General features: G+C 67.2%; 28 protein-coding genes and 1 tRNA gene. 17 read left to right on the top strand and 12 right to left on the bottom strand.

Annotated elements, in window-relative coordinates; genetic code table 11:
• Positions 1-309: IS3 family transposase (locus F804_RS0108350; RefSeq protein WP_022707298.1), on the top strand; the 309-nt coding region annotated here is incomplete at its 5' end.
• 126 nt (positions 310-435) lie between these two features.
• On the opposite strand, the gene F804_RS0108345 is transcribed toward F804_RS0108350, so the two are convergent.
• The 6 genes from F804_RS0108345 to F804_RS0108315 all read right to left on the bottom strand — a co-directional run bounded on the left by F804_RS0108345 (position 436) and on the right by F804_RS0108315 (position 4,429).
• A complete protein-coding gene (locus tag F804_RS0108345) occupies positions 436-789 on the bottom strand; it encodes a transposase (RefSeq protein ID WP_022707297.1) in 354 nt (117 codons plus the stop codon).
• 40 nt (positions 790-829) lie between these two features.
• Positions 830-1,066: a hypothetical protein gene (locus F804_RS17660; RefSeq protein ID WP_022707296.1), complete on the bottom strand. Its 237-nt coding sequence runs from the start codon at positions 1,064-1,066 to the stop codon at positions 830-832.
• 6 nt (positions 1,067-1,072) lie between these two features.
• Positions 1,073-1,627 carry a hypothetical protein gene (locus F804_RS17655; RefSeq protein WP_022707295.1) on the bottom strand — a complete coding sequence of 185 codons (555 nt, stop codon included), beginning with the start codon at positions 1,625-1,627 and terminating at the stop codon, positions 1,073-1,075.
• A 750-nt stretch (positions 1,628-2,377) separates the two neighbouring features.
• Positions 2,378-2,707, bottom strand: coding sequence for a hypothetical protein (locus F804_RS0108325; RefSeq protein ID WP_022707294.1), 330 nt, complete (start codon positions 2,705-2,707; stop codon positions 2,378-2,380).
• A 113-nt stretch (positions 2,708-2,820) separates the two neighbouring features.
• Positions 2,821-4,050: a helix-turn-helix domain-containing protein gene (locus F804_RS0108320; protein WP_022707293.1), complete on the bottom strand. Its 1,230-nt coding sequence runs from the start codon at positions 4,048-4,050 to the stop codon at positions 2,821-2,823.
• Positions 4,051-4,352: 302 nt separating this feature from the next.
• A tRNA-Arg gene (locus F804_RS0108315) sits at positions 4,353-4,429 on the bottom strand.
• A gap of 117 nt (positions 4,430-4,546) precedes the next feature.
• On the opposite strand from F804_RS0108315, the gene F804_RS0108310 reads away from it, so the two are divergent.
• From F804_RS0108310 to F804_RS0108250, 12 genes are all read left to right on the top strand, one after another.
• Positions 4,547-5,569, top strand: a complete 1,023-nt coding sequence (locus F804_RS0108310; RefSeq protein WP_022707292.1) for a LacI family DNA-binding transcriptional regulator — start codon at positions 4,547-4,549, stop codon at positions 5,567-5,569.
• 45 nt (positions 5,570-5,614) lie between these two features.
• Complete coding sequence (locus F804_RS0108305; protein ID WP_022707291.1) at positions 5,615-6,424, top strand: S49 family peptidase; 810 nt, start codon at positions 5,615-5,617, stop codon at positions 6,422-6,424.
• Between the two features lie 105 nt (positions 6,425-6,529).
• Entirely contained in the window at positions 6,530-7,456 is a 927-nt protein-coding gene (locus tag F804_RS0108295; RefSeq protein WP_022707289.1) for a calcium/sodium antiporter, read from the top strand.
• Positions 7,441-8,232 (top strand): SDR family oxidoreductase, encoded by a 792-nt coding sequence (locus F804_RS0108290; RefSeq protein ID WP_022707288.1) that lies wholly within the window; start codon positions 7,441-7,443, stop codon positions 8,230-8,232. Before F804_RS0108295 ends, F804_RS0108290 begins: the two co-directional genes overlap by 16 nt.
• Before the next feature lie 303 nt (positions 8,233-8,535).
• Positions 8,536-10,386, top strand: a complete 1,851-nt coding sequence (gene uvrC, locus F804_RS0108285) for an excinuclease ABC subunit UvrC (RefSeq protein WP_022707287.1) — start codon at positions 8,536-8,538, stop codon at positions 10,384-10,386.
• Between the two features lie 102 nt (positions 10,387-10,488).
• Positions 10,489-10,860, top strand: coding sequence for a hypothetical protein (locus tag F804_RS0108280; RefSeq protein ID WP_028725778.1), 372 nt, complete (start codon positions 10,489-10,491; stop codon positions 10,858-10,860).
• Between the two features lie 51 nt (positions 10,861-10,911).
• Positions 10,912-11,544, top strand: a complete 633-nt coding sequence (gene pgsA / locus F804_RS0108275) for a CDP-diacylglycerol--glycerol-3-phosphate 3-phosphatidyltransferase (protein ID WP_022707286.1) — start codon at positions 10,912-10,914, stop codon at positions 11,542-11,544.
• Entirely contained in the window at positions 11,534-11,785 is a 252-nt protein-coding gene (gene moaD, locus F804_RS0108270) for a molybdopterin converting factor subunit 1 (protein ID WP_022707285.1), read from the top strand. Before pgsA ends, moaD begins: the two co-directional genes overlap by 11 nt.
• A gap of 5 nt (positions 11,786-11,790) precedes the next feature.
• The gene (locus F804_RS0108265) at positions 11,791-12,234 is read left to right on the top strand and encodes a molybdenum cofactor biosynthesis protein MoaE (protein WP_022707284.1); all 444 of its coding nucleotides are present in this window, start codon (positions 11,791-11,793) and stop codon (positions 12,232-12,234) included.
• Positions 12,219-12,761 carry a hypothetical protein gene (locus tag F804_RS16025; protein ID WP_211214618.1) on the top strand — a complete coding sequence of 181 codons (543 nt, stop codon included), beginning with the start codon at positions 12,219-12,221 and terminating at the stop codon, positions 12,759-12,761. The genes F804_RS0108265 and F804_RS16025 overlap by 16 nt, the downstream gene beginning before the upstream one ends.
• A gap of 61 nt (positions 12,762-12,822) precedes the next feature.
• Positions 12,823-14,193 (top strand): glutamate--cysteine ligase, encoded by a 1,371-nt coding sequence (locus tag F804_RS0108255; RefSeq protein WP_022707282.1) that lies wholly within the window; start codon positions 12,823-12,825, stop codon positions 14,191-14,193.
• 84 nt (positions 14,194-14,277) lie between these two features.
• Positions 14,278-14,649: a hypothetical protein gene (locus F804_RS0108250; RefSeq protein WP_169447686.1), complete on the top strand. Its 372-nt coding sequence runs from the start codon at positions 14,278-14,280 to the stop codon at positions 14,647-14,649.
• Between the two features lie 4 nt (positions 14,650-14,653).
• On the opposite strand, the gene plsY is transcribed toward F804_RS0108250, so the two are convergent.
• From plsY to F804_RS0108235, 3 genes are read right to left on the bottom strand one after another with little or no spacing between them, the layout of a single operon-like run.
• Positions 14,654-15,226 (bottom strand): glycerol-3-phosphate 1-O-acyltransferase PlsY, encoded by a 573-nt coding sequence (gene plsY, locus F804_RS0108245; RefSeq protein ID WP_022707280.1) that lies wholly within the window; start codon positions 15,224-15,226, stop codon positions 14,654-14,656.
• Positions 15,223-16,506: a dihydroorotase gene (pyrC, locus tag F804_RS0108240; RefSeq protein ID WP_022707279.1), complete on the bottom strand. Its 1,284-nt coding sequence runs from the start codon at positions 16,504-16,506 to the stop codon at positions 15,223-15,225. Before pyrC ends, plsY begins: the two co-directional genes overlap by 4 nt.
• On the bottom strand, positions 16,503-17,465 hold the full coding sequence (locus F804_RS0108235) for an aspartate carbamoyltransferase catalytic subunit (protein WP_022707278.1): 963 nt from the start codon (positions 17,463-17,465) through the stop codon (positions 16,503-16,505). The genes pyrC and F804_RS0108235 overlap by 4 nt, the downstream gene beginning before the upstream one ends.
• Positions 17,466-17,576: 111 nt before the next feature.
• Here F804_RS0108235 and F804_RS0108230 point away from each other — a divergent pair, with 111 nt between their 5' ends.
• The 3 genes from F804_RS0108230 to F804_RS0108220 are packed head-to-tail and all read left to right on the top strand — an operon-like array spanning position 17,577 to position 20,359.
• Positions 17,577-18,953, top strand: a complete 1,377-nt coding sequence (locus tag F804_RS0108230; protein WP_028725777.1) for an MATE family efflux transporter — start codon at positions 17,577-17,579, stop codon at positions 18,951-18,953.
• 28 nt (positions 18,954-18,981) lie between these two features.
• Entirely contained in the window at positions 18,982-19,218 is a 237-nt protein-coding gene (locus F804_RS0108225; RefSeq protein WP_022707276.1) for an Lrp/AsnC ligand binding domain-containing protein, read from the top strand.
• Positions 19,219-19,261: 43 nt separating this feature from the next.
• Complete coding sequence (locus tag F804_RS0108220; RefSeq protein ID WP_028725776.1) at positions 19,262-20,359, top strand: pyridoxal phosphate-dependent aminotransferase; 1,098 nt, start codon at positions 19,262-19,264, stop codon at positions 20,357-20,359.
• A gap of 33 nt (positions 20,360-20,392) precedes the next feature.
• On the opposite strand, the gene F804_RS0108215 is transcribed toward F804_RS0108220, so the two are convergent.
• From F804_RS0108215 to F804_RS0108205, 3 genes are all read right to left on the bottom strand, one after another.
• On the bottom strand, positions 20,393-23,254 hold the full coding sequence (locus tag F804_RS0108215; protein WP_022707274.1) for a valine--tRNA ligase: 2,862 nt from the start codon (positions 23,252-23,254) through the stop codon (positions 20,393-20,395).
• 69 nt (positions 23,255-23,323) lie between these two features.
• Complete coding sequence (locus F804_RS0108210; protein WP_022707273.1) at positions 23,324-24,088, bottom strand: VOC family protein; 765 nt, start codon at positions 24,086-24,088, stop codon at positions 23,324-23,326.
• Positions 24,089-24,199: 111 nt separating this feature from the next.
• On the bottom strand, positions 24,200-24,631 hold the full coding sequence (locus F804_RS0108205) for an Lrp/AsnC family transcriptional regulator (RefSeq protein ID WP_022707272.1): 432 nt from the start codon (positions 24,629-24,631) through the stop codon (positions 24,200-24,202).
• Between the two features lie 148 nt (positions 24,632-24,779).
• Between F804_RS0108205 and F804_RS0108200 the strand changes: the two genes are divergently transcribed.
• Positions 24,780-25,931 (top strand): type III PLP-dependent enzyme, encoded by a 1,152-nt coding sequence (locus tag F804_RS0108200; RefSeq protein WP_022707271.1) that lies wholly within the window; start codon positions 24,780-24,782, stop codon positions 25,929-25,931.
• The last annotated feature ends 13 nt before the right edge of the window (positions 25,932-25,944 follow it).

The raw sequence follows: 25,944 nt of genomic DNA, 5'->3' as shown, positions 1-25,944 counted from the left end.
CGAGGGTCGCAATACCTGTCGATCAAATACACTGAGAGGCTCGGCGAGGCCGGCATCGAACCTTCCGTCGGCAGCGTCGGCGATAGCTACGACAACGCCTTGGCGGAGACAATCAATGGCCTGTTCAAGGCCGAGGTCATCCACCGTCGCGGTCCTTGGCGCAACTTCCAGGCCGTCGAATATGCCGCCCTCGAATGGGTCGACTGGTTCAACAACCGTCGCCTGCTCGAGCCGATCGGGAACATCCCGCCGGCAGAAGCAGAGGCAAACTTCTACGCCACTATGGAAACAGAAGCCGTGGCCGCGTAACTAACCGAAATCAGCCTCCGGCAAACCCGGCGCGGTTCATCTCTGACAGGGACGAAAAAGGCCGCCGAGCCAACTCGATTACGCGAGCATGCCCGAAATGCAAGTCAGCCGTATACCAATGCGCCATCAGAACCCTCCCCCCGCCGGGCCGCGGGCGAAGATCACGCAGGCCTGTCGTAACACGTCGTTCTCGGCTCGCAGCCGCTGGTTCTCCAGCTCAAGCTCGGCCTTCGACAACGCAGCGAGGCGCTTCCGGTTGGACAGAAGCCTTGAATCAACAGTCTGCAGCAGACCGCTGTCCTGAACCCACTCCAGCAATGTCTTCGGCGCACAGCCGACGCGTGGCGCCACCTCGGTGACGGCAGCCCAGAGGGACGGGTGATCGTCCTGGACATCGAGGACCTCCTGGACCGCGCTTGCCCTTGTCTCGGCCGGGTACGAAGGTCTTGCTGCTTTCCCCTGCACAGTTTTCGCTGTCATTTCCTCATCCACTTTCACTGCTCTGGCTCAATACCAACGCTTAGGGGCGCCTGCGGATGAATCCCGTCCGCTTGCGCTCCTCTGGCTCGGTCTGCTCCAGCGGCCGGCGCCCGGCCTCCAAGGCGCCGTGCAAGGTCGACAACGAGTCGTTCAATTCGCTCCGCAATTCGGCGAGCGCCTTCTCTTGCTCGAGTTGCCGCTGCATGCACGCGGACACGCTCTTCTCCAATTCTTCGACGCAGGCGAGCAACTCTTTCTCGAGCGGTGTCAGGGTCATCGGGGATCACTCCATCGTCAGGCAGGTGCGGTTCGTTCCAGCGCCGATCGGGCAGCTTGCGGGCGACAGTCCCGACGGCAGGACGATCACCTGTCCCAGGCCGCCGACGCCACGGATAGTCCGGCTGCCCGTCAATTGCTCCGGGATCAGCTGGATCGGTGGCTCGGGCGGCGGCAGGGTCGCCACCTTCGCGCCTAGGAACGCGCTGAACGCCGCCATTAACCCGGCGAGGGCGATCCCCGACAGGATCAGGGCCACCACCTTCCCTGTCACGATCTTGCCGTGGCTCAGGCGCTGCTGCTCCAGCTCCCGCATCAGGCTCTCGATCTCGGCCCTTCGGTGCGCCACCTCGTCCTTCAGGTCCTGCGTGCTCTTGCGGGACAGGTCGCGAAGGCTCTCTAAATCGTCCGAGATTGTACGCGCGGCGCTTTGCGCAGTCTTCCGCAACACATCGTTCGAGCTCTTCAATTGGGATTGCAGCGAGTCGAGCTGAGCCTCCAGCATCTGCTCCATGTTCTGTCGGATGCGGGGGCTGAGCTGTTTCTGCGGTCCAGTCGTCATGGAAGTACTTTCCTCTCAAACGCCACTTGTTCTTTGGCTGGTCAGGGTCGGCGACGGTCACGTAATCGCCCCCCGCTCTCGGGATGGCGAAGCCGACGCTCTTTAGCGCTTCGAGCAGCGTATCGCGGTCATGGATCACCCCCAGACCGACCTGCTCCTTCACCCACTCATGGACCGCTTCTCGTGTCTGCGCCCGTTCTGGCGCTTCGGTGATGGTCTTCACGTCGCGTGCCCGCCCCGGGTCCATGGGATCGGCCCAGCCATGCCGCCGGTTGTGCAGATCCATGAAAGCCAGGAACGACTGCTCGTGACCTGGCGGCGCGATGTTGAGGGACTTTCCCGTCCGCAGCTCCACCCGCGGCATAAGGAAGTGCAACTCCACGCGACCTGCGTGCAGATGGCGCACCCACAACATCCGATAGCTGTCATGGGTTAGGCCCGGGCAAGCGAAGGCCTCAAACGCCTCCATCATCTGGCGCTGCTGCGCTTCTGTCGGGGCATCCTCGGCGGCAAAGCTCAACACCCCGGACTTGTATCGCCAGCGATGCGGCACAGCGTCCACGAGGTCGATCATGCGCTCCGGGTGCCCCTTCAGAACCTCGGGAACGATCGAGCGGCGCACACGCTTGATCCTGCCAGCCGCGTCGAGCTTGGGCTGGCGGTACTGGTCGTAGTCTACCACCACCTCCTCGATAAGGTACTTCACCGCAGGAGCGGCCTCGCCCTGACCATGGTCGAAGAACTTGACCATCATCGCCAGCTCCAATGCCGGTGCGCCAGCTTGCCCAGCTTCCGATCGATGGCGACCAGCAGGCTCAGGATCGCCAGGCGGTCCAGATAGCTGCCATCTGCCTCGGCCGCCCGCAGAACGCGCGTGACCTCATCCATGTCGGCCTCGAGGCGAGCGACGGCCCGCATCAACTCCGGCGGCGCCATGGGGATGTTGGTGCGGTGGCCGGACGTCACCATCCCCAGGGCCTCTCTCAGCAGCTCCGCTAGAGGCCGGCGGGCCTGACGCGCGATGTCATCCAATGCGTCCTTCTCAAACTGGGACACCCGGAAGGTGATCGATCGGGACAACTGCTCGGCATACTTGGCTCCTGAAACTGCCGGGGGGTTCGAAGGGGGCGCAGCCCCCTCGCCTGTTCCCGCGTCGCAAGACGTGGGTGAACTTGATTTCCGTCCCGTGACCATCACTCGGCCCCCTCTGACATTTCGCGGAAAACCTGCACCGTTGCCTCCGGGAGCCGCCGCTGGCGGCTGCGAAGCGGTGGTTCGCCTGCCGTGTGGGAGGCGATCTCACCACCACTCCGCGGCACATGACCTGAAGCGTCGGGCATGGTGGCGCGGTCGTGCAATTGACGCCGCAAGCCTTGGAGCTCTCCGACCAAACCGTGAAGTGCGGAACCACGCGCAGCGGTGTTGCGCGCCAGGCCCAGGAACGCTCGGCGAAGGTCATCGACCTGATGCACACTGCCGACCCGCTCTGCATTTCGATCTGCGACGAGAAGACAGATGGCCGCCTTCTCCGGACCGAGGCAGTCGACCTGCCGCTGCCAGAGACCAACCGGGATGCCCCGTACCTGCGCCCAATCCTTTGCCGCGGCGGGGATCGTGCGCCAATCCGGCGGCGCACCGGGAGGCGCATACTGCCGAACCGCATCTTCGAAGCCTGTGCTGGCGAGAATGCAGAACTGCGCCGGGGTCAGCCGGGGTTCGGGCTGCCCGCTGCTACTTCTTTTTGAGTTTGTTTTTCTACCTTCGCTGGGTGCGACATCCGCGTCGCACCGGTCGGACATTTCCACTGCCACAGACGCGTCGGTGAACGTCTCGATCAAGGCCTCCAGCGCGTCGGCGATCTCCTTCAGCCGCGCATAGCGCCAGATGCGGGAGGGGCGGCGAGATGGCAGGATCACTTCCGCGGCCTCTTCGGCGGAAGCGTCCCCGGAGGTGCGGACCCGCTCCAACAGCTTGGGGATATGAAGGCGCAGGCGCTTGGCCTCTTCCTTCTCGAAGCAAACCTTCCGCGCGGCGGCCTCGATCTCGCGGGCCCGATCCACCAGCGGGGCGAGGTTGATACCGAAAGCGTAGCGGATGACGTTTTCCGATCTGACGCCGTAGCGCCGACACCGCGCTGCGCTGGATTTCACGATGAAGCCCAGCTCCGCCAGCCGGGCCTCGGCCCGGGCAATCTGGCGCGGGTCCGCCTCCAGCTGCGATGCGGTTTCCGAGACCGAGGGCCACAAGGCGCAAATCCTGCCTGCGGCATAGTCCTGATCCTGTGTCCGGGAGATCGCGAAGCGCAGGTACTTGAGCATCGTATCGGTCAGGCCGAAATGCTTCGCCGCCTTGACCACGAGGCCGTAGAGGTCCCATCGGGTCATCCCGTCCGGCAGACCGCGGTGCGTCAACACATGCGTCATGCGAACCTCCCATCGGGACAGCCGGCCCGCAGGATTTTCGTTGTGACAGGGCGGCTCGATGCGCTATACTTGGGGAAGCAGAATTTCGTGCCTGCTTTTGAATTTGCCTCGGTTTCGGTTGCCGCCGGACCGAGGTTTTTCTTTGCCCATCTCCCAGCTGAATCAAAGCCAGCCCGGTCCAACTGTACGGGTTTTGTACGGGATGCTCTCGATCCAGCACCGAAAACCGCCGGAAAATCCTGCAAGAACCTGCAGGATGTGCGCGCATGGATCGCGCAAGTGTATGATATAAAATTGAAAAATGGTGACCCCGGCAGGATTCGAACCTGCAACCTGCCCCTTAGGAGGGGGCTGCTCTATCCAGTTGAGCCACGGGGCCGTCGCGCCCTGAATATCGGGCAGGGGGGCGCTTTGGCAAGCGGTGATCCGGGGCTGGTTGTGGCAGGGCCTGACCCGCGCTAACATGACGGGCCTGCAACACTGGAAACGACATCCCATGATCCCTACCAGACCGCGACGCCCGCTGACCCTCCGCGATGTGTCCGAGGCCTCGGGGGTGTCCGAGATGACGGTCAGCCGCGTCCTGCGCAACCGGGGCGACGTGTCGGCCGCCACGCGCGAAAAGGTGCTGACCGCCGCCAAGATGCTGGGATACGTGCCCAACAAGATCGCGGGCGGACTGGCAAGCCAGCGGGTCAACCTGGTGGCCGTGGTCATTCCGTCGCTGTCGAACCTGGTCTTTCCGGACGTGCTGGGCGGGATCTCGGCAGAGCTGGACGATACTGGGCTGCAGCCGGTTATCGGGGTCACCAACTATTCCCCCGCCCGAGAGGAGATGGTGCTGTACGACATGCTGTCATGGCGGCCCTCGGGGGTGATCCTGGCGGGGCTGGAACACAGCAAGGCCGCCCGGGCCATGCTGCAGAATTCCGGCATCCCGGTGGTCGAGATCATGGATACCGACGGCGAGGGGATCGACACGCTGGTGGGCATCAGCCACATCCGCGCGGGCCGCGAGATGGCCGAGCGCATTGTCGCCGCAGGCTATCGCCGGATCGGCTTCGTGGGCACGCACATGCCCGAGGATCACCGCGCCCGCAAACGCCTGCTGGGCTTCGAGGAGGGTCTGTCCAAGGCCGGCATCCAGCTGGAGGCGCGCGAATACTACCAGGGTGGGTCGTCGCTGCTGAAGGGCCGCGAGCTGACCGAGCGCATCCTGTCGCGCGCGCCGGATCTGGATTTCCTCTATTTCTCGAACGACATGATCGGGGCAGGGGGGATGCTGCACTGCCTCGACCAGGGATATGACGTGCCGGGCCGGATCGGGCTTGCGGGCTTCAACGGGGTCGATCTGCTGGACGGGCTGCCGGTGCGGCTGGCCACGACCGATGCGCGCCGCGTCGATATCGGTCGCCGCGCGGCGCGGCTGGTGGCGGGCAAGGATACCCGCCCCGAGGATCGCGTCATCTCGTTGACGCCGACCTTCATTCCCGGCGACACGATCCGCGCGGCAGGCTGACGCGGCTGCTTGTCGCCGCGATGCGCAGCGCCTATCTGTCGTGACATGCGCATACCCGTCCTGACCCCGCTTCTGTCCCGCAAGCCACGTGTCGCGGTCATCCGCCTGACGGGCGCCATCGGTGGCGCCGGTCGTGGCGGGGGGCTGAACGACGCCGCACTGGCCCCGCTGATCGAACGCGCCTTCCGGCGCGGCAAGCCCGTCGCGGTGGCCCTTGCGATCAATTCGCCCGGCGGATCGCCGGTGCAATCTTCGTTGATCGGTGCGCGCATCCGCCGCGTCGCCGACGAGACCGGCGTCCCCGTCCATGCCTTCGTCGAGGACATGGCCGCGTCCGGCGGCTATTGGCTGGCCTGCGCGGCGGATCGGATCTGGGCGGACGAAAGCTCGGTCCTGGGGTCGATCGGCGTGATCTCGGCGGGCTTCGGCTTCCACGAGCTGATCGAGCGGTGGGGCATCGAGCGTCGGGTCCACACGGCGGGTCGGTCGAAATCCACCATGGACCCCTTCCGCCCCGAGAACCCCGAGGACGTGGCGCGGCTGAACAACATCCTGCTGCCCATCCACGAGGCCTTCAAGGATCATGTCCGCAGCCGTCGCGGCGACCGGCTGGACGCGGATCGCGACTTGTTCACCGGCGAGTTCTGGGCGGGCCGAGAGGCCGTGCGCCTCGGGCTTGCGGACGGGATCGGCCACCTGGTCCCGAAGATGAAGGAGCTTTACGGCGAGAAGCTGCGCTTCGACGCGCTTGGCCTGCGCCGTCCGCTGCTGCGCCGGATCGGGCTGTCCGCCGATGCGCTGTTCGACGCCGCCGAGGAACGCGCCGCGTTCCAGCGCTTCGGAACCCGCGCATGAGCGTCCGCGTCGTTCTTCTGTTTCTTCTGGTGATGGTCGCGATGGCCGTCATCCGCGGCCCTGCCTTCCGCCGGGCCCTGCGCAACATTCTTGGGATCGGGCGTCGTGATCGCTGAAATTCTTCTTGTCCTGGGCGGGCTTGTCCTTCTGGTCCTTGGCGGCGACCTGCTGGTCAAGGGCGCGGTGAACCTTGCGCTGCGGCTGGGCATCACGCCGCTGGTCGTGGGCCTGACCGTCGTGGCCTTCGGCACCTCGGCGCCTGAACTGCTGGTGTCGCTGTCGGCGGCGCTGAAGGGGTCCAGCGGCATCGCGCTGGGCAATGTCGTCGGATCGAACGTGGCCAACGTGCTGGTGATCCTGGGCGCGACCGCGCTGATCTCGGGCATCCCGACACGTGGGCACGACCTGCGCGAAAGCTGGGCGATGATGATGGGGGCTTCGGTCCTGCTGATCGCGCTGGCCTTCACGGGCACCATCGGCCGGATCGAGGGCATGCTGCTTCTGGTCGCGCTGGCGCTGGTGCTGTGGCGGCAGCTGACCACCGGCAAGGCCGAGGCCGCCGACGAGGTCGAGGGCGCCGAGCTGGGCGCCACCTGGCCGCGCATCGCCCTCTGGCTGGTCGCGGGCCTCGTCGCGCTGCCCATCGGGGCGAACATGCTGGTCGCGGGTGCGACCGAGATCGCGCTGGCCTTCGGGATCAGCGATACCGTGATCGGCCTGACGCTGGTCGCCATCGGAACCTCGCTGCCGGAACTGGCGGCCTCGGTCGCGTCGGCGCTGCGGGGGCGGGCGGACATGGCGCTTGGCAATGTCGTCGGCTCGAACATCTTCAACATCCTCGCGATCCTCGGGATCACCTCGATCGTGGCACCGCTGCCCGTCCCGCCCGAGATGCTGCGGCTGGACCTATGGGTCATGCTGGCAAGCTCGGCCCTGCTGATGCCGTTCCTGTTCCGGGGCATCGCGATGGGGCGTGCCGTGGGGGCCGTGCTGCTGGCCTGCTACGGAACCTATGTATGGGTGCTGCTGTGAAGGGCGTCGCACTGGTCACGGGTGGCGCGAAGCGGCTGGGCCGCGCGATGGCGCTGGAACTGGCGCGGATGGGCCATCCCGTCGCGATCCATTACGCCGGATCGGCCGAGGCTGCCGAACAGACCGCCGCCGATGCGCGTGCCCTGGGCGTCGATGCGCGGACCTTCCAGGCGGACCTGCTGGACCACGACCAGGCGGGTGCGCTGGTCGGGCGGGTCCATGACGCGATGGGGCAACTGGGCGTCCTGGTGAACAACGCCTCGATCTTCGATTACGACAACCTGCACAGCGCCTCGATGGAGGGCTGGGACAGGCACATGGACAGCAACCTGCGCGCGCCCTTCCAGCTGATGCAGGCCTTTGCCGCGCAGGCCCCGAAGGCCGCCCCCGACGAGAACGGCGAGCCCGAGGCGCAGGCTGTGGTCGTCAACATGGTCGATCAGAGGGTGCTGAAGCCGACGCCGGAATTCATGACCTATTCCATCGCCAAGGCCGGGCTGTGGTGGCTGACGCGCACCGCCGCGCAGGGGCTGGCCCCAGATATCCGCGTGAACGCGATCGGTCCCGGACCGACCCTGATCGGCGCCCGCCAGCCCGAGGATCACTTTGCCCGGCAGCGCGCCTCGACCGTGCTGGGGCGCGGTGCGGACCCGCAGGGCATCTGCGACGCGCTGCGCTATCTCGTGACGGCGCGGGGGGTGACGGGGCAGCTGATCTGCGTGGACGGAGGGCAGCATCTGGGCTGGAAGACGCCCGATGTGCAGGGCCGTGAATAGGCCCGCCGCCATTCCCCTGCGGCATCTTTGTCCACCCGCCGCCCACGTTCATGTGCATGACCGGGATTCTTCCATGTATTTCCGATGCTTCCCCTGTGGATGAAAAATAAAGGCAATGAAATCAATGCCCTTGGGTGCTGCCTAAAAATAGGGCAGTTTCACTGAACTGTAACGATTGCTGGTGCGGGCGGGGCTGCCTCACAGGCCTTGCACAGAGTTATCCACAGAATCCGTGGAAAGACTCTCCCTTGCCAAGGCAGTCGGAAACTTGCAGCCGATGAAAAGAATCACTTTCTTGACGACATGACCCAGAAAACCGGCCACGCGCTCATCCAGGACTATGTCAGAACGCTCGATGGCAGCCCCGGCGTCTATCGGATGCTGGATGCGCAGCAGGCCGTTCTCTATGTCGGCAAGGCCCGCGACCTGAAGGCGCGGGTGTCGAACTATGCCCGCCCCTCGGGGCATTCGGCGCGCATCGCCCGCATGATCCGCGAGACCGCGGCCATGATGTTCCTGACGACCAATACCGAAACCGAAGCGCTGCTGCTGGAACAGAACCTGATCAAGCAGCTGAAGCCGCGCTACAACGTGCTGCTGCGCGACGACAAGTCGTTCCCGAACATCCTTGTCGCCAAGGGGCACGAGTTTCCGCAGATCAAGAAGCATCGCGGCGCGAAATCCGAGAAGGGCGATTACTACGGGCCCTTCGCCAGCGCGGGGGCCGTGAACCGGACGCTGACGCAGCTGCAGCGGGTGTTCCTGCTGCGCAACTGCACCGACAGCGTCTTCGAATCCCGCACGCGGCCCTGTTTGCTGTACCAGATCAAGCGGTGCAGCGGCCCCTGCGTCGGGCGCATCGGGGTCGAGGATTACAACGCCCTTGTCGGCGATGCCGAACGCTTCCTGCAGGGCAAGTCCACGACCATCCAGGCCAATCTCAAGGCCGAGATGGCCGAGGCGGCCGAGGCGATGGAATACGAACGCGCCGCCGCGCTGCGCGACCGGATCAAGGCGCTGACCGCCGTGCAATCGGTGCAGGCCATCAACCCCAAGGGCGTGGCCGAGGCCGACATCATCGCCCTGCACATGGAGGGCGGGCAGGCCTGCCTGCAGGTCTTCTTCATCCGCGGCAATCAAAGCTGGGGCAATCGCGACTTCTATCCCCGCCTCGGCGGTGCCGAATCCCCCGACGAGGTGATGCAGGCCTTCCTGGTGCAGTTCTACGACGACAAGCCGCCGCCGCGGCAGGTGATCCTGTCCCACCCCCCCGAGGATCCCGAGCTGGCGGGCGACATCCTGTCGGAACGCGCGGGCCGCAAGGTCGAGCTGCTGGTCCCCCAACGCGGAGAGAAGCAGGAGCTGGTCACGAACGCCCTGCGCAACGCCAAGGAAAGCCTTGCGCGGCGCATGTCCGAAAGCGCGACCCAGATGCGCCTGCTCGAGGGGCTGGCCGAGGCGTTCGACCTGCCCGCACCCCCGCGCCGGATCGAGGTCTATGACAACAGCCACATCATGGGCACGAACGCCGTCGGCGGCATGATCGTCGCGGGGCCGGAAGGCTGGATCAAGAACCAGTACCGCAAGTTCAACATCAAGGGCACCGAGATCACGCCGGGCGATGATTTCGGCATGATGAAGGAGGTGCTGACCCGCCGCTTCTCCCGCCTGCTGAAAGAGGACCCGGACCGCATGACCGAGGCCTGGCCCGACCTGCTGCTGATCGACGGCGGCGCGGGGCAGGTCAGCGCCGTCCACGAGATCATGGCCGAGATGGGCGTCGAGGACATCCCGATGATCGGCGTCGCCAAGGGCGTCGACCGCGATCACGGCAAGGAGGAGTTCCACCGCCACGGTCAGCGCCCCTTCGCGCTGCGGATGAATGACCCGGTCCTCTATTTCGTCCAGCGCCTGCGCGACGAGGCGCATCGTTGGGCCATCGGCACCCATCGCGCCAAGCGCGCGAAATCGGTCATGTCGAACCCCCTGGACGAGATCGCGGGCGTCGGTGCCGCGCGCAAGCGCGCGCTGCTGGCGCATTTCGGCAGCGCCAAGGCCGTCAGTCGTGCGGGTCTGGCCGATCTGCAGGCGGTCGAGGGGATCTCGGCGGCGATCGCGCAGAAGGTCTATGACCACTTCCACGCCAAGGGCTGAAACGGGCGGAAATCCGCGATTGTCCCAAAGGGTATCGTGCTACCGCCGGGGATCGTCGGTTTCGCGCTAAGGTTGACGCCCAACCGAACAAGGGAGATTGCCATGCCTTTCCTCCGCCGCTTCGGCCTTCTTGCTGATCGCAGCCCCTGCCGCGCACCCGTGGATGTCACGGGCGCAGTCCCCACCGGGGGCGGTCAGCGCCTGACGGGCCTTCTGACGGACATCAACATCGCGGGCAGCCAGCCGACCCTGCAGGTCCGCGCCGCCGACGGCTTCAACTGGACCGTCGAGCTTGCGAGCCACGCCGAGAATCGCGCCGCCGGCCTCGAGGATGCGCCGATCCTGCAAGGCGACATGGTCGAGGTCTTCGGCCCCGCCACGGGTTCGCTGGGCGAATACCGCATCCGTGCGCATCGCCTGATCATCGCGGGTCGCCGCTTCGATCTGCCCGAGGGCTGCGCCGAGCCTGCCTGACACTGCGCCTTGCCCCTTTCCAAGCGGACGGGCAGGGATTAGCTTGCGGCCATGCGCTGGACCCTGCCCAATATCCTGACGATGATGCGACTGCTCGCCGCTCCGGCGGTGCCGCTGATGTTCCTCTATTTCCAACGGCCCTGGGCCGACTGGGCGGCGCTTGCGCTGTTCCTTCTGGCGGCCGTGACCGACTGGTTCGACGGCTATCTTGCCCGCGCGTGGAAACAGGAAAGCCGCTTCGGCGCGGCGATGGACCCGATCGCCGACAAGGCGATGGTGGTGATCGCGCTGATGGTGATCACCGGATACAGCGGCATGAACCCCTGGCTGATCCTGCCCGTCGCGGTGATCCTGTTCCGCGAGGTCTTCGTGTCGGGCCTGCGCGAATACCTGGGCGACCGGTCGCGGAACCTGTCGGTGACCAATCTCGCGAAATGGAAGACGACCGTGCAGATGGTCGCGATCTCGGTCCTGTTCCTCGGGACGGGGCTTGCCTATGTCGAGGTCGGCAGCCCCCCTCGCGTGGGCGAGACCGGCCTGATCTGGTCGGGCAGCCCTGCGGCACTGGCGACCCATGCGGGGCTGGTCCTGATCTGGATCGCCGCGGGCCTGACCTTCTGGACGGGCTGGGACTATTTCACCAAGGCGCTGCCCTTCCTCAAGGAACCGGGTGATGACGCTTGAGGTCCTTTATTTCGCGTCCCTGCGCGAACGCGTGGGCACCCCGCGCGAGACTGTCGAGACCCAAGCCGCGACCGTGCGCGCGCTGATGGCCGAACTGTCGGCGCGTTCGGCGGGCCATGCGGCGGCCTTCGCCGATCCCGCATCGCTGCGCTGCGCGGTCGATCAGCAGCTGGCCAATCTGGACGCGCCGCTGGACGGGGTCCGGGAACTGGCCTTCTTTCCGCCGATGACGGGCGGCTGACCCCCATGTCGGCCCATGTGCAGTCCGCGCCCTTCGACCCCGCGGCCCAGCTGCGGGATTTCGGGCGGGGCGCGGGCGCCATCGTCACCTTCACCGGCATCGTCCGGGATGAGGGCGGCACCCTGAGCGCGCTCGAGATCGAGCATTATCCCGGCATGACCGAGCGGCTTCTGGCCGAATACGGCGAACGGGCCGCGAACCGTTTTGGGCTGTCGGACTGGCACATCCTGCACCGGCACGGCACCATCGCGGTGGGCGAGCCGATCATGATGGTCGCCACCGCCGCCCGCCACCGCCGCGCCGCGTTCGAGGGGGCCGACTATCTCATGGACTGGTTGAAATCCCGCGCCCCCTTCTGGAAGCGCGAGATCCGCCGCGACGGGTCTGTCGCCTGGGTCGCGGCCAGGGACGGCGACGAGGACGACCTGGCCCGGTGGCAGGACGCATGATCCGCCCCGAGCTGCGCGACAGCCTGCGCCGTCATTCCGAGGCGATCGTCAGCGCCGCCGTGGCGGTGCTGGGCGTCTGGATCGCGACGCGCGGCGGCTGGTTCTGGGGTGTCCTGGGCGCGGGGCTGGCGGGTGTCGGCGCGGTCTTGGCGCTTGGGGCGGTGCGGCGGTCCTTCTTTCATCGCGACGTCGCCTCGCCCGGCCTGGTCGAGGTGGTCGAGGGGGCCGTCCGCTACTGGGGCACCGACAGCATGGGCGGAGAGATGGCCCTGTCGGACCTGTCCGAGATCCGCCTGATCGACCTGCGGGGCCATGCGCATTGGCGCCTGCGCGGCGCGGGCCCCGAGGCGCTGCTGGTACCCGTCGATGCGCAGGGCGCCGAGGCGCTGGCCGATGCCTTCGCGCGGCTGCCCGGCATCGACATGGGCGTCCTTGCGCAGGCGATGCGCGTGTCCGATGCGCCACGTCTTGCGGTGCTGTGGCGGCGGCCGCATCACGGCGCGGGCAATCGGCCGCCCACGCCTTGACTTGGCGCAGTCGGCTTGCCACCTGTGACCGACTGCAACCAGTCAAAGAGGCCGCGCCCCCATGTCAATTCCCCAGCAGGGCGGTGGCCCGATCGAGAGCCGCGATCAACTGGCAGCCTATGTCGCCTCGGGCGAGAAACCGGCACGGGATTGGCGCATCGGGACCGAGCACGAGAAGTTCGGCTATGTCGAGGCGACGAAGCAGCCGCTGCCCTACGAGGGTGACGCATCCATCACCGCCATGCTGGAAGGTTTGCGCGACCGCTTCAACTGGACCCCGGTGCAGGAGGCCGGCAAGCTGATCGGACTGGAACGCGACGGCGCGAATATCAGCCTGGAGCCCGGCGGCCAGCTGGAACTGTCGGGCGCGCCGCTGGAGACGATCCACCAGACCTGCGACGAGGTGAACAGCCATCTGGCCGAGGTCGAGGCCGTGGCATCCGATATCGGCGCGGGCTTCATCGGCCTTGGGGCCGCGCCGATCTGGTCGCAGGAGGACATGCCGATGATGCCCAAGGGGCGCTATCGGCTGATGACCGACTATATGGGTCGCGTCGGCACGCTTGGCACGCAGATGATGTACCGGACCTGCACCGTGCAGGTGAACCTGGATTATTCCTCGGAAGCGGACATGGTGAAGAAGCTGCGCGTGGCGCTGGCGCTTCAGCCGGTGGCGACGGCGCTGTTCGCCAATTCGCCCTTCCTGGACGGCAAGCCCAACGGCATGAAATCCTGGCGCAGCCATATCTGGCAGAACCTGGACGATGCCCGCACGGGCCTGCTGCCCTTCGTCTTCGAGGACGGCTTCGGATACGAGGCCTGGGTGGACTACGTTCTCGATGTGCCGATGTATTTCGTGTATCGCGATGGCAAGTATATCGACGCGCTCGGGCAGTCCTTCCGCGATTTCCTGAACGGTCGCCTGCCCGCCCTGCCGGGCGAGGTTCCGACCCTGTCGGACTGGGCCGACCACATGACGACCGTCTTCCCCGAGGCCCGCGTCAAGAAGTTCATCGAGATGCGCGGCGCCGATGGCGGTCCGTGGCGCCGCCTGTGCGCGCTGCCCGCGCTGTGGGTGGGCCTGACCTATGACCAGCAGGCGCTGGATGCCGCCTGGGACCTGGTCAAGGGCTGGGACGCCGAGACGCGCCAGGGCCTGCGCGTGGCCGCGGGCCGCGACGCCCTTGCGGGCGAGGCCGGCGGCGTCCGCCTGCTGGACCTGTCGCGCGAGGTGCTGTCCATCGCCGAGACGGGCCTGAAGAACCGCGCGCGCCCCGGCCAGGGCGGCCTTGTCCCCGACGAGACGCATTTCCTGAATGCCCTGCGCGAGAGCGTGGACAGCGGCAAGGCCCCCGCCGACGAGCTGCTCGAACGCTATCACGGCGACTGGCAGGGCGATCTGGGCCGGATCTACGACGAATATTCGTACTGATCCCGTTCATGTGACCCCGGACGCGCTTGATCGGCGCGTCCGGTGGTGGCATCGCCTGCCGAAACGAATGATTTGGGGCAGATGATGCGTATCGATTTCCTGGCGTGGTTCGGCCGTCTGGTGGCCTTTGTCTTCCTGATCGGCGCGTTGTCGCTGGTCGCGGCGGTCGCGGTTCTGATCCGCCAGGCCGAGGGCGTGCCGCCCATGCCGATCGCCCTGGGAATGGTGGGGATGGCCGCGCTGGTGCTTCTGGCGGCGGCGGCCTCGGCGCTGGTGTCGATCGCGCATTCGGCCCGTCGCGGTGCCGCCGCGCTGGAGCGGATGCAGACCCCGCCCCGCGCAGTCAAACCCGTGTTCGGACCCGGCATCGCGGATGCCCAGCCCGAACACGAAGAGGCGCGCGCCCCCGTCGCGGCCAGCCGGTCGAACCGGCCGACCATCGTCGCGCAGCGCTAGGGCGTCACTTCCGCCCGATCTTCGGTTCGGACCCGTCCATCAGGCGGCGGATATTGGCATGGTGGCGCAGGAAGATCAGCGCCGTCATGAAGACCGCGGCCAGGGCCAGCCAGGGCCGTCCAAGGCCCAGGGCCAGCAACGGCGCCGATGTCGCGGCCACCAGCGCCGACAGGCTGGAGATGCGCGAGACCGCGGCCGTCGCCAGCCAGACCGCGCAGGCGGCCAGCCCCACGGGCCAGTGCAGCGCGATCATGGTGCCGAGGAAGGTCGCGACCCCCTTGCCGCCCTTGAAGCCCAGCCAGACCGGGAAGCAATGCCCCAGAAAGGCCGCGGCCCCCGCCAGCAGGGCCGCATCCGCGCCGCCGAACTGGCGTGCGATCAGCACGGCGATCGCGCCCTTGCCCGAATCCAGCAGCAGCGTCGCCAGGGCCGCGGGCTTGTTGCCCGTCCGCAGCACGTTGGTCGCGCCGATATTGCCCGACCCGATCTGGCGCAGATCGCCCAGGCCCATCGCCCGTGTGATGACGATGCCGAAGGGGACGGACCCCAGAAGATATCCGAAGATCGCCCAGATCATGCCTCGCCCCCATAGACGCGATTGCCTGCGACCCAGGTCCCCTTGACCCGGCCCTGCATCCTTGCCCCGTCGAAGGGCGTGTTCTTCGATTTCGACAGCAGCGCGAAGCGGTCCATGACGAAGGGCGCGTCGGGATCGAACAGCACCAGGTCGGCGGGCGCATCCTTGGCCAGCCGCCCCGCCTCCAGCCCCAGCCTGCGCGCCGGGTTAAGCGAGATCGCCCTCCACAGCTGCGGCAATGTCAGCCCGCCCTGATGGACCAGCCGCATGGCGGCGGGCAGCAGGGTCTGAAGGCCGACGGCACCGGGGGCCGCGGCCTCGAAGGGCAGGCGCTTCGATTCCTCGTCCTGGGGTGTGTGGAAGCTGGCGATCACGTCGATCGCGCCGCTGGCCACGGCATCGACCATCGCCTGGCGGTCGGTCTCGGGGCGCAGGGGCGGGGTGAAGCGGAAGAAGGTCCGGTAATCGCCCACGTCGTATTCGTTCAGCGTCAGGTGGTGGATCGAGATCCCCGCAGTCACGTCCAGCCCCTTGTCGCGGGCACGCGCCAGCGCGGGCAGCGCGGCCTCGGTCGTGATCTGGTCGGCATGCCAGCGCACGCCCGTCATCTCGACCAGGGCCAGGTCGCGGTCGAGGCCCATCACCTCGGCCATGGGCGACACCGCCGGAATGCCATAGAGCGAGGCGAACTTGCCGCTGGTCGCCGCGGCCCCTGCGGACAGCGACGCATCCTGAGGATGCCCTACGATCAGCGCGCCTAAGCCCCGGGCATAGGTCATGCAGCGCGACAGCAGCTTGCTGTCGCGAACGACGCGCACGCCATCGGTGAAGGCGACCGCGCCCGCATCGGTCAGAAAGCCGATCTCGACCATCTCGCGGCCCTCGCGGGCGCGGGTCAGCGCGGCCATGTGGCGGATGTTCACGGGCGCGTCGGTGGCGCGGCGGGCGGCGAATTCCAGCGCCTCGGGGGTGTCGATGGGGGGCAGGGTGTCGGGGCGGACGATGACGGTGGTCACGCCGCCCGCCGCAGCCGCGCGTCCCGCGCTGCGGAAGCTTTCCTTGTGACGCTCGCCCGGCTCGCCGATCTTGACGCCCCAATCGACGATGCCGGGGGCCAAGGCGCGGCCGCGGCAGTCGATCTGGGTCGCGCCCTCGGGGGCGGGTTCGTCCGGGGCGCCGATGCCCGCGATCCGGCCATCGCGGACCAGCAGGCTGCCCATGCCGTCGGTCTGTGCCTCGGGGTCGATGAGGCGGGCATTCGTGAAGAGGGTCGTGCTCATACCATCACCCCCGATGCTGCGCGTCCGCGTTCGGCGCGCAGGTTGCGGGCCAGCAGGTCCAGCGCGGCCATGCGGACGGCGACGCCCATCTCGACCTGGTCCTGGATGACGCTGCGGTTGATGTCGTCGGCGATGGTGCCGTCGATTTCCACCCCGCGATTCATCGGGCCGGGATGCATGACGATGGCGTCGGGCGCGGCGACAGCCAGCTTTTCCGCATCCAGCCCGAAGCGGTGGAAATATTCGCGTTCCGACGGGATGAAGCCGCCATCCATGCGTTCCTTCTGCAGGCGCAGCATCATCACCACATCGGCCCCTTCCAGCCCCTTCTTCATGTCCTGGTGAACCTCGACCCCCATATCGGCCACCCCCGACGGCATCAGCGTCGGCGGCCCGACCAGGCGGATGCGGTTCTCCATCTTGCCCAGCAGGATCAGGTTCGACCGCGCGACGCGGCTATGGGCGATGTCGCCGCAGATGGCGATGGTCAGCCGATGCAGGCGCCCCTTGGCGCGGCGGATCGTCAGCGCGTCCAGCAGGGCCTGGGTCGGGTGTTCGTGCCGCCCGTCGCCCGCGTTGATGACGGCGCAGTTCACCTTTTCGGCCAGCAGGTTCACCGCCCCCGAATGGGGGTGGCGCACGACCAGCAGGTCGGGCTGCATGGCGTTCAGCGTCAGCGCGGTGTCGATCAGGGTCTCGCCCTTCTTCACGCTGCTGGACTGCATGGACATGTTCATCACGTCCGCGCCCAGACGCTTGCCCGCCAGCTCGAAGCTGGACTGCGTCCGGGTCGAGTTCTCGAAGAACATGTTGATCTGGGTCATGCCTGCCAGCGCGTCCGAATGCTTGATCGTGCGGCGGTTGAAGGCGGCGTATTCCTGCGCAAGATCCAGAAGCGCGGTGATCTCGTCCGGCTTCAGGTGATCGATGCCCAGCAGGTGGCGGGCGCGAAAGCTCATGGGCGGCCTCATGGTCGGGGACGGGCGATCTATCGCAGATGGGGGGGATTGCGGCAAGCGGCAGCGGTCTGCGGCTTGCCCGAAGGGGCGGCAGGGGATATGGCCTTGCCCATGTCATACGCACGCTATCGCCCCCATATCCGCGCGACGCTCGCGCTTGGGTTGCCGCTGATCGGCAGCCATCTTGCTCGCATGGCCATCGGCGTGGGCGATACCGTCATGATCGGCTGGTACGGGGTCGAGCCCCTTGCCGCGCTGGTGATCGCGACCTCGTGCTTCCATATCCTGTTCTTCCTGGGCATGGGCTTCGGCACCGCCGTGATGGGCCCCATCGCCACCAACATCGCCGCCGGCCGCGAGACCGAGGTCCGCCGCGGCACCCGCATGGCGCTGTGGCTGTCGGCGGGATTCGCGCTTCTGGGCATGCCGCTTCTGTGGTGGTCCGAGCCGATCCTGCTGGCGCTTGGCCAGACGCCCGCCGTCAGCGCGCTGGCGCAGGAATACCTGCGCATCGCGGGCTGGGGCCTGGCGCTGGTGCTGGGCCAGCTGACCCTGTCGTCATATCTTGCCGCGATGGAACGGACGGCCATCGTCATGTGGGTCACGCTGGCGGGGCTGCCGCTGAACCTGTTCCTGAACTGGGTGCTGATCTTCGGCAACCTGGGCGTGCCCGAACTGGGCGTGACCGGCGCGGCCCTTGCCAGCTTCACGGTCCAGCTGTTCCAGCTGGTCCTGCTGGCGCTCTATGCCGCCTGGCTGGCCGAGGCGCGCAAATACGCGCTGTTCCAGCGCTTCTGGAAGCCCGACTGGCATGCCATGGCCGAGGTCGCGCGCCTCGGCTGGCCCATCGGCCTGACCATGCTGGCCGAGGGCGGGCTGTTCGTCGCCTCGAACATCATGATGGGCTGGATCGGCACGCAGCAGCTGGCGGCCCACGGGATCGCGCTGCAGATCACCGCGATCACCTTCATGGCGCATCTGGGCCTGTCCAACGCGGCCACCGTGCGCGTGGGCCAGGCCAAGGGGCGGGGCGACCGCGCCTGGATGCGGGACGCGGCCATCACGGTGACGGCCATGTCGCTGGTCTTCGCGATCATCGCCATCGCGATCTACATCTTCTTCGCCCCCGGCCTGGTGCAGCTGTACATGGACCCGAACGACCCGCAGGCCCCCGAGATCGTGGCCATCGGCGTGTCGCTGCTGACTTTCGCCGCGCTGTTCCAGCTGACCGACGCCTTCCAGGTGATCGCCCTGGGCTTCCTGCGCGGGGTGCAGGACACGCGCGTGCCGATGTGGATGGCGGGCTTCAGCTACTGGGTGGTCGGCATGCCGGTGGCCTGGGCGCTGGCCTTCCCGCTTGGCGTCGGCGCGGCGGGGCTGTGGCTGGGGCTGTGCGTGGGGCTGACGCTGGCCGCGATCCTGCTGATGGCGCGGTTCTGGCGCGGCCATGCGCGGGGGGACTGGACCCGCGCCGCGCCCACGGTCTAACCTCGCGCCGCAAGGACAGGAGAACCCGATGCGAGCAGTCTTCGTGCAGTTCCGCTGCGAACCCGGCAAGACCTACCAGGTGGCCGAGGCGATCTACGACCGAGAGGTCGTGAGCGAGCTGTTCTCGACCTCGGGGGATTACGATCTGATCGCCAAGGTCTACATCCCCGAGGACGAGGATGTCGGCCGCTTCCTGTCGGATCGGCTGTTCGACATCCCCCATATCAGCCGCACCCTGACCACCATGACCTTCCGGGCCTTCTGAGGCCCATCTTGCGGCTGCCATGCGCGCGGGTATTCTGCGCGCCATGACAAGATTTGCCCCGATCCCCGCATCCCTTCCCCAGACGGTGCCCTTCACCGGCCCCGAGGAACTCGAACGCCGCATGGGCCGCCCCTTCGACGCGCGGCTTGGCGCGAACGAGAGCGCCTTCGGACCCAGCCCCCTGGCCGCCCGCGCCATGCGCGAGGCCGTGGCCGAGATCTGGAAATACGGCGACGCGCCCAGCCACGATCTGCGGCAGGCGCTGTCGACGCATCTGGGGATCGATGCCGCGCATCTCCTGGTGGGCGAGGGGATCGACGGGCTGCTGGGCAACCTGGTGCGGCTGATCGTCGGGCCGGGCGATGCGGTCGTGACCTCGGAAGGGGCCTATCCGACCTTCAACTATCACGTCGCGGGCTTCGGGGGCGTCCTGCACAAGGTCCCCTATCGCGATGACGCCGAGGATCCCGAGGCGTTGCTGGACCGCGCGCGGCAGGTCGGCGCGAAGCTGGTCTATCTGGCCAATCCCGACAACCCGATGGGCAGCTGGCACGACGCGTCGGTCGTGACCGCCATGCTGGACCGCCTGCCGCCCGACTGCCTGCTGATCCTGGACGAGGCCTATGTCGAGTTCGCCCCGCAGTCCGCGGTGCCGCGGATCGCGGCGGAGGATCCGCGCGTGATCCGCATGCGGACCTTCTCCAAGGCCTACGGGCTGGCGGGCGCGCGGATCGGCTATGCCATCGGGGATCGCGACCTGATCGCGGGCTTCGACCGCATCCGCAACCATTTCGGCGTGAACCGCATCGCCCAGATCGGCGCGCTGGTCGCGTTGCTGGACCAGGGCTGGCTGGCCCATGTCGTGGCCTCGGTCGCGGCGGCGCGGGACCGGATCGCGCAGATCGGGGCCGACAACGGGATGCGGGCGCTGCCCTCGGCCACGAATTTCGTGGCGCTGGACACGGGGCGCGACGGAGCGTTCTCGCGGGCGCTGGTGGGCGCGTTGCAGGAACGCGGGGTCTTCATCCGCATGCCGGGCGTCGCGCCGCTGGACCGCTGCATCCGCATCAGCTGCGCCCCGGAAACCGAGCTTGCGATATTCGAGGAACGCCTGCCGCAGGCGATCGCATCGCTGGAATGACGAAGGGGCGGCCATCGGGCCGCCCCTTGCGTTTCACATCGCTGCCAGCTGGTCCAGCGCGGCCTGAAGACGCGCAAGGTCGTCCTCCAGCGCGGCCAGCTTGTCGCGGGTCTCGTCGATGACCTCGGGCTCGGCGTTCTCGACGAATTTCGGATTGGACAGGCGCTTGCGCAGGCCGTCGGTATCCTTGGTCGTCTTGGCCTGCGATTTCTGCAGGCGCGCGGTTTCGGCGGCCACGTCGATCACGTCCCCGATGGGCAGCGCGAAGGACGCCCCCGTGGCCGAGACCGCGATCATGCCGCGGCCCGCCTCGCCTTCGACGGGCGCGTTCACGCGGGCCATCCGCTCGATCAGCGGGGCGTTGGCGGCCAGTGCGGCGCGGGCCGCATCGTCGGCCTCGGTCACGATCAGGTCCAGCTTCGCGCCGGCGGGAACACCCATCTGCGCGCGGGCCGAACGCACGGCCTCGATCAGCTGGATGACCCAGTTCATCTGGCGGTCGGCATCGGCGTCGATCAGCTCGGGCCCGTATTCGGGCCATTCGCCATGGACCAGCATGCCGTCGCGGTCGCCCGTCAGGGACCACAGCTCCTCGGTGACGAAGGGCATGATCGGGTGCAGCAGCAGGTAGCACTGGTCCAGCACCCAGCCCATCGTGGCGCGGGTTTCCTCGGCGTGCTCGCCGTCGAACAGGGGCTTGGCGAATTCCACGTACCAGTCGCAGACCTTGCCCCAGACGAAGGCGTAAAGCCCCGTCGCCGCATCGTTGAAGCGATAGGCGGCCAGCGCCTCGTCGGTGGACTGGCGGATGCGCGCGACCTCGCCGATGATCCAGCGGTTCACGGTATGGGCGGGCGCGGGCCGTGCCACGCCGCCGCGCACGCCGTTCATTTCCGCGAACCGGGTGGCGTTCCAGATCTTGGTGACGAAGTTGCGGTTCACCTCGACATGCTTCGGGCCCAGCTTGGGGTCGCGGCCCATCGCGGCCATGCCGGTCAGGGTAAAGCGCAGCGCGTCGGCACCGTAATCGTCCACCAGCGTCAGCGGGTCGATGACGTTGCCCTTGGACTTGGACATCTTGGCGCCCTTTTCGTCGCGCACCAGCCCGTGGACATAGACGGTGTGGAAGGGGATGTCCTTCACCACCTCCAACTGCATCATCATCATCCGGGCGACCCAGAAGAAGATGATGTCGAAGCCCGTGACCAGCACGTCGGTCGGGAAGTACTTCTCCAGTTCCGGCGTGGGTTCCGGCCAGCCGAGCGTGCCGATGGGCCACAGCCCGCTGCTGAACCAGGTGTCCAGCACGTCGGGGTCGCGGGTCAGCACCTTGCCCGGCGCCATTGCCTGGGCCTCGGCCTCGGTCGGGGCGCAGTACTGGTTGCCGTCCTCGTCGTACCACACCGGGATCTGGTGGCCCCACCACAGCTGGCGCGAGATGGTCCAGGGCTCGATGTTCTCGAGCCAGTTGAAATAGACCTTCTTGTGCTGTTCCGGCAGGATCTGGGTCCGACCCTCGCGCACGGCATCCAGCGCGGGGCCGACGATGCGCTGCGTGTCCACGAACCACTGGTCGGTCAGCATGGGTTCGATCACCACGCCCGAGCGGTCGCCGAAGGGCTGCATGATCGGCTTGTTCTCGATCACGGGGCGGCGTTCCAGATGCTCGGCGCCGGTCTCCTTCTCGATCTCCTTGTGGAGATAGGTCACGGCAAGGCCGTCGGCGGTGATCTGGTCGATCACCCGCTTGCGCGCGTCATAGCGGTCCAGCCCGCGCAGATCCTCGGGGACGAGGTTCACGTTCGACACGTCGCCCACATCCTCGCCCCGCGCGGCGCGCGATGCGATCGCGGCGCTTTCGTCATAGGACAGCCCGTCGGTGCGCAGCGCGCCCTTGGTGTCCAGCAGCGCGAACAGCGGGATGTCGTTGCGCTTGGCGACCTCGTAGTCGTTGAAGTCATGCGCGCCGGTGATCTTGACCGCGCCCGACCCGAAATCGGGGTCGGGATATTCGTCGGTGATGATCGGGATCAGGCGGCGCTGTTCCTTGGGACCCACGGGGATCTCGACCAGCTTGCCGACGATGGGGGCATAGCGGGGGTCGTCGGGATGCACCGCGACCGCGCCGTCGCCCAGCATCGTCTCGGGGCGGGTCGTGGCGATGGCGATATAGTCGCGGGTCTCGCGCAGGGTGACGGTGCCGTCCTCGTCGCGTTCCACGTATTCATAGGTCTCGCCGCCGGCCAGCGGGTACTTGAAGTGCCACATGTGGCCGGGAACCTCGCGGTTCTCGACCTCGAGATCGCTGATCGCGGTCTCGAAATGCGGGTCCCAGTTCACCAGCCGCTTGCCGCGATAGATGATGCCCTTGTTGTAGAGGTCGACGAAGACGCGGATCACGGCGTCGTGGAAATTGCCATCCTCGCCCGCGGGCGCACCGGGGGCGCCCGACATGGTGAAGGCGTTGCGCGACCAGTCGCAGGATGCGCCAAGGCGCTTCAGCTGGTTGATGATCGTGTCACCCGATTCCTGCTTCCAGGCCCAGATCTTCTCGACGAAGGCGTCGCGGCCGATCTCGCGCCGGCCCGGTTCGCCGCGCTGCGCCATCTGGCGTTCGACGACCATCTGCGTCGCGATGCCCGCGTGGTCCTGGCCGGGCTGCCACAGCGTGTCGAAGCCGCGCATCCGGTGCCAGCGGACAAGGATGTCCTGCAGCGTGTTGTTGAAGGCGTGGCCGATATGCAGGCTGCCCGTGACGTTGGGCGGCGGGATCATCACCGTGAAGGTCTCGGACCGCCGGGCATTCGCCCCGGCGGCGAATGCCCCGTTCCGTTCCCACTCCGCGCTGATCCGTGCCTCGGCTGCGCGGGCGTCAAAGCTCTTGTCCATGGTCATCGCTTCACATCCCCTTGCTTGAGGACGGGATTAGCGAATGCAGGCCGAAAGGCCAAGAGACGCTTGCGGTCAGTCGCCCTTCGGGCCGACCAGCCCGAAATGCGCACCCTGCGGATCGCGGATCATCAGGACATGCATCCCGCCCGGCACCTCTTCGGGGCCATGCAGGACCTGGCCGCCCAGGTCGCGCGCATGGTCCGCCGCCCGCGCGATCGCGCCGTGGCCGAAATAGGGCATCCAGAAGGGCTGCGGCATTCCCATCAGGCCCATCATGCCGCCGGTATCGGATCCGTCATGCGTGAAGATGTGGTACTTGCCCTGATCGCCCATATCCATCGCCTGTCCCGGCTGCCAGCCGAAGACGCGATCATAGAAGTCCAGCGCGGCTTCGGGATCGGCGGTCATCAGCTCGTTCCAGTTGGCCATGCCGGGGGTCGCCATGTCGAAGGCGCCGGGCTGCGGATCCTCCATGGGCGCGGGTTCGAGGATGCCGAAGACCGCGCCCTGCGGGTCGGACAGGATCGCAAAACGTCCGGTGCCGGGAATCTCGGCGGGTTCGCGCAGGACGGTGCCGCCGGTCTCGGCGACCAGCCCGCAGGTGGCCTCGGCGTCGGCGACCTCGAAATAGATGGTCCAGGCCGGGGGCATTCCGGGCATCTCCATCAGGCCTGCCGCCATCCGGTCACCCAGGCGCGCAAGGTGATAGCTGAACCCCTCCATCCCCGAATCCGCGACCTGCCAACCCAGAAGCGCGGCATAGAAGCCGCCCGCATCGGCAAGGCCGCCATCCGCGGTCGAAAGCTCGTACCAGCAGGGCATGCCGTGAGACGTCATGCGAAACCCCCTTTCAGGCGAAGGGGAACCATCCCGGCGAAATCGCGGGGAATCGCCCCGTCATGGTCCGATGGTCGCGCCGGATGCCGCGCAAATCAACGTCCGCGTGGCTCAGGTGGCGCGATCCAGCTTGGTGGACAGGTGGATCAGGCTCTCGCTGCCGCGCACGCCCTCGATCGCGCCGATGCGGTCCAGCGTCTCGTCCAGCTCGGACGTGGATCCGGTCGCCAGCTGCACCAGCATGTCGATCCGCCCGCTGGTCGTGTGCACGCGCTCGACCTGGGAAATCGCCCGCAGGCGGGTCATCACGCCCGCAAGGGACCGGGGCGCGATCTCCAGCAGGACGGTCGCGCGGATGCGCCCCTCGCGGGCCTGTTCGCCCAGCCGCAGCGTGTATCCGGCGATGGCGCCCGTGGCCTCCAGTCGCTCCAGCCGGGTCTGCGCGGTGGACCGCGCGACCTTCAGCCGACGCGCCAGGACGGCCAGCGACATGCGTGCATCGCCGGAAAGAAGCGCGATGATGTTGCGATCCAGATCGTCCATGTGGCCGTTTCGTCAAAATGACATGCAATTCGTCATAATAACCGATCTGTGAGGCATAACTACCCTTTTCATTGGTGAAATCGGAACCCAAAAGCGCCAGTCTGGGTTCGCGCCCAAAATTGACACCCTTCGTGCGAAAGGAACCGCCATGGGACAAGAGAAGACCGTCTGGGACAATCCGGCCGAGGTGATCCGTCACCTGAAGCCCGAGCATCCGGTCATGGTCTTCGCGCCGACGGTGCTGCAGGACCGGGCGCGGCGTTTCCTTCAGGGTTTCCCGGGTTTCGTGACCTATGCCGTCAAGTCCAACCCCGACGAGGCCGTGATCCAGAACCTGCTGGCGGCGGGCATCCGCGGCTTCGACGTGGCATCCCCGTTCGAGATCGACCTGATCGGGCGCATGGCCCCCGACGCGGCGCGCCATTACCACAACCCCGTCCGCGCCCGTTCCGAGATCGCGCACGCCGTGGGGTCGGGCATCCGCGCATGGTCGGTGGACAGCCGCTCCGAGCTGGAGAAGCTGTTCGATCAGGTCCCGACCGAGGTGGACGGGCAGGGGGTCGAGATCTCGCCCCGCTTCAAGCTGCCGGTTCTGGGCGCGGCCTATGATTTCGGGTCGAAATTCGGCGCCAGTCCCGAGCTTGCGGCCGAGCTGCTGGCCGAGGTCGCGCGCCGGGGCTACATCCCCTCGCTGACCTTCCATCCGGGAACGCAATGCACCGACCCCATCGCGTGGGAAAGCTATATCCGCGTGGCCAAGGACATCTGCGACATGGCGGGCGTGCGCGCCACGCGCCTGAACGTGGGCGGGGGCTTCCCCTCGCATCGCGTGGTGGGGGTCGAGCCGGACCTGGAATCGATCTTCCAGGAGATTGGCGACACCACGACCGAGATGTTCGGTGACGATGCGCCCGACCTGGTCTGCGAACCGGGGCGGGGCCTGTGCGCCGATGCCTTCGCGCTGATCACCCGCGTGAAGGGCGTGCGCGACGGCGGCGACGTGTTCCTGAACGACGGCACCTATGGCGGGCTGGCCGAGCTGCCGATCATCGGCAATATCGACCGGATCGAGGTCTATACCGCCGAGGGCGTCCTGCGCGAGGGTGACGCCGGCGGCCGCGTCATCTTCGGCCCGACCTGCGATTCGGTGGATCGCCTGCCGGGCGAACTGGCGCTGCCCGCCGACATCGCCGAGGGCGATTTCGTCGTCTTCCAGGGGGCGGGGGCCTATTCCGTGGTCACCAACACCCGCTTCAACGGCTTCGGCGCGATGACCCGCGCGACCGTCATGGCGCTGTGACGTCACATGCCCC

It is taken from the genome of Paracoccus zeaxanthinifaciens ATCC 21588, from assembly GCF_000420145.1.
Taxonomy (GTDB): Bacteria; Pseudomonadota; Alphaproteobacteria; order Rhodobacterales; family Rhodobacteraceae; genus Paracoccus; species Paracoccus zeaxanthinifaciens.
Note: the sequence above shows the minus strand (reverse complement) of the source record. Positions and strands in the feature narration are given on the sequence as shown.

Excerpts from the sequence above, each read along its gene's own strand:
- F804_RS0108225 (WP_022707276.1), top strand. The coding sequence starts at position 18,982 with ATGCGAGCAGTCTTCGTGCAGTTCCGCTGCGAACCCGGCAAGACCTAC.
- F804_RS0108235 (WP_022707278.1), bottom strand. The coding sequence starts at position 17,465 with ATGAGCTTTCGCGCCCGCCACCTGCTGGGCATCGATCACCTGAAGCCG.
- F804_RS0108210 (WP_022707273.1), bottom strand. The coding sequence starts at position 24,088 with ATGACGTCTCACGGCATGCCCTGCTGGTACGAGCTTTCGACCGCGGAT.
- F804_RS0108215 (WP_022707274.1), bottom strand. The coding sequence starts at position 23,254 with ATGACCATGGACAAGAGCTTTGACGCCCGCGCAGCCGAGGCACGGATC.
- F804_RS0108250 (WP_169447686.1), top strand. The coding sequence starts at position 14,278 with ATGCGTATCGATTTCCTGGCGTGGTTCGGCCGTCTGGTGGCCTTTGTC.
- F804_RS0108265 (WP_022707284.1), top strand. The coding sequence starts at position 11,791 with ATGTCGGCCCATGTGCAGTCCGCGCCCTTCGACCCCGCGGCCCAGCTG.
- pgsA (WP_022707286.1), top strand. The coding sequence starts at position 10,912 with ATGCGCTGGACCCTGCCCAATATCCTGACGATGATGCGACTGCTCGCC.
- pyrC (WP_022707279.1), bottom strand. The coding sequence starts at position 16,506 with ATGAGCACGACCCTCTTCACGAATGCCCGCCTCATCGACCCCGAGGCA.
- F804_RS0108205 (WP_022707272.1), bottom strand. The coding sequence starts at position 24,631 with ATGGACGATCTGGATCGCAACATCATCGCGCTTCTTTCCGGCGATGCA.
- F804_RS0108280 (WP_028725778.1), top strand. The coding sequence starts at position 10,489 with ATGCCTTTCCTCCGCCGCTTCGGCCTTCTTGCTGATCGCAGCCCCTGC.
- F804_RS0108345 (WP_022707297.1), bottom strand. The coding sequence starts at position 789 with ATGACAGCGAAAACTGTGCAGGGGAAAGCAGCAAGACCTTCGTACCCG.
- F804_RS0108290 (WP_022707288.1), top strand. The coding sequence starts at position 7,441 with ATGGGTGCTGCTGTGAAGGGCGTCGCACTGGTCACGGGTGGCGCGAAG.
- moaD (WP_022707285.1), top strand. The coding sequence starts at position 11,534 with ATGACGCTTGAGGTCCTTTATTTCGCGTCCCTGCGCGAACGCGTGGGC.
- F804_RS0108305 (WP_022707291.1), top strand. The coding sequence starts at position 5,615 with ATGCGCATACCCGTCCTGACCCCGCTTCTGTCCCGCAAGCCACGTGTC.
- plsY (WP_022707280.1), bottom strand. The coding sequence starts at position 15,226 with ATGATCTGGGCGATCTTCGGATATCTTCTGGGGTCCGTCCCCTTCGGC.
- uvrC (WP_022707287.1), top strand. The coding sequence starts at position 8,536 with ATGACCCAGAAAACCGGCCACGCGCTCATCCAGGACTATGTCAGAACG.
- F804_RS17660 (WP_022707296.1), bottom strand. The coding sequence starts at position 1,066 with ATGACCCTGACACCGCTCGAGAAAGAGTTGCTCGCCTGCGTCGAAGAA.
- F804_RS0108255 (WP_022707282.1), top strand. The coding sequence starts at position 12,823 with ATGTCAATTCCCCAGCAGGGCGGTGGCCCGATCGAGAGCCGCGATCAA.
- F804_RS0108310 (WP_022707292.1), top strand. The coding sequence starts at position 4,547 with ATGATCCCTACCAGACCGCGACGCCCGCTGACCCTCCGCGATGTGTCC.
- F804_RS0108200 (WP_022707271.1), top strand. The coding sequence starts at position 24,780 with ATGGGACAAGAGAAGACCGTCTGGGACAATCCGGCCGAGGTGATCCGT.
- F804_RS17655 (WP_022707295.1), bottom strand. The coding sequence starts at position 1,627 with ATGACGACTGGACCGCAGAAACAGCTCAGCCCCCGCATCCGACAGAAC.
- F804_RS0108220 (WP_028725776.1), top strand. The coding sequence starts at position 19,262 with ATGACAAGATTTGCCCCGATCCCCGCATCCCTTCCCCAGACGGTGCCC.
- F804_RS0108320 (WP_022707293.1), bottom strand. The coding sequence starts at position 4,050 with ATGACGCATGTGTTGACGCACCGCGGTCTGCCGGACGGGATGACCCGA.
- F804_RS0108230 (WP_028725777.1), top strand. The coding sequence starts at position 17,577 with ATGTCATACGCACGCTATCGCCCCCATATCCGCGCGACGCTCGCGCTT.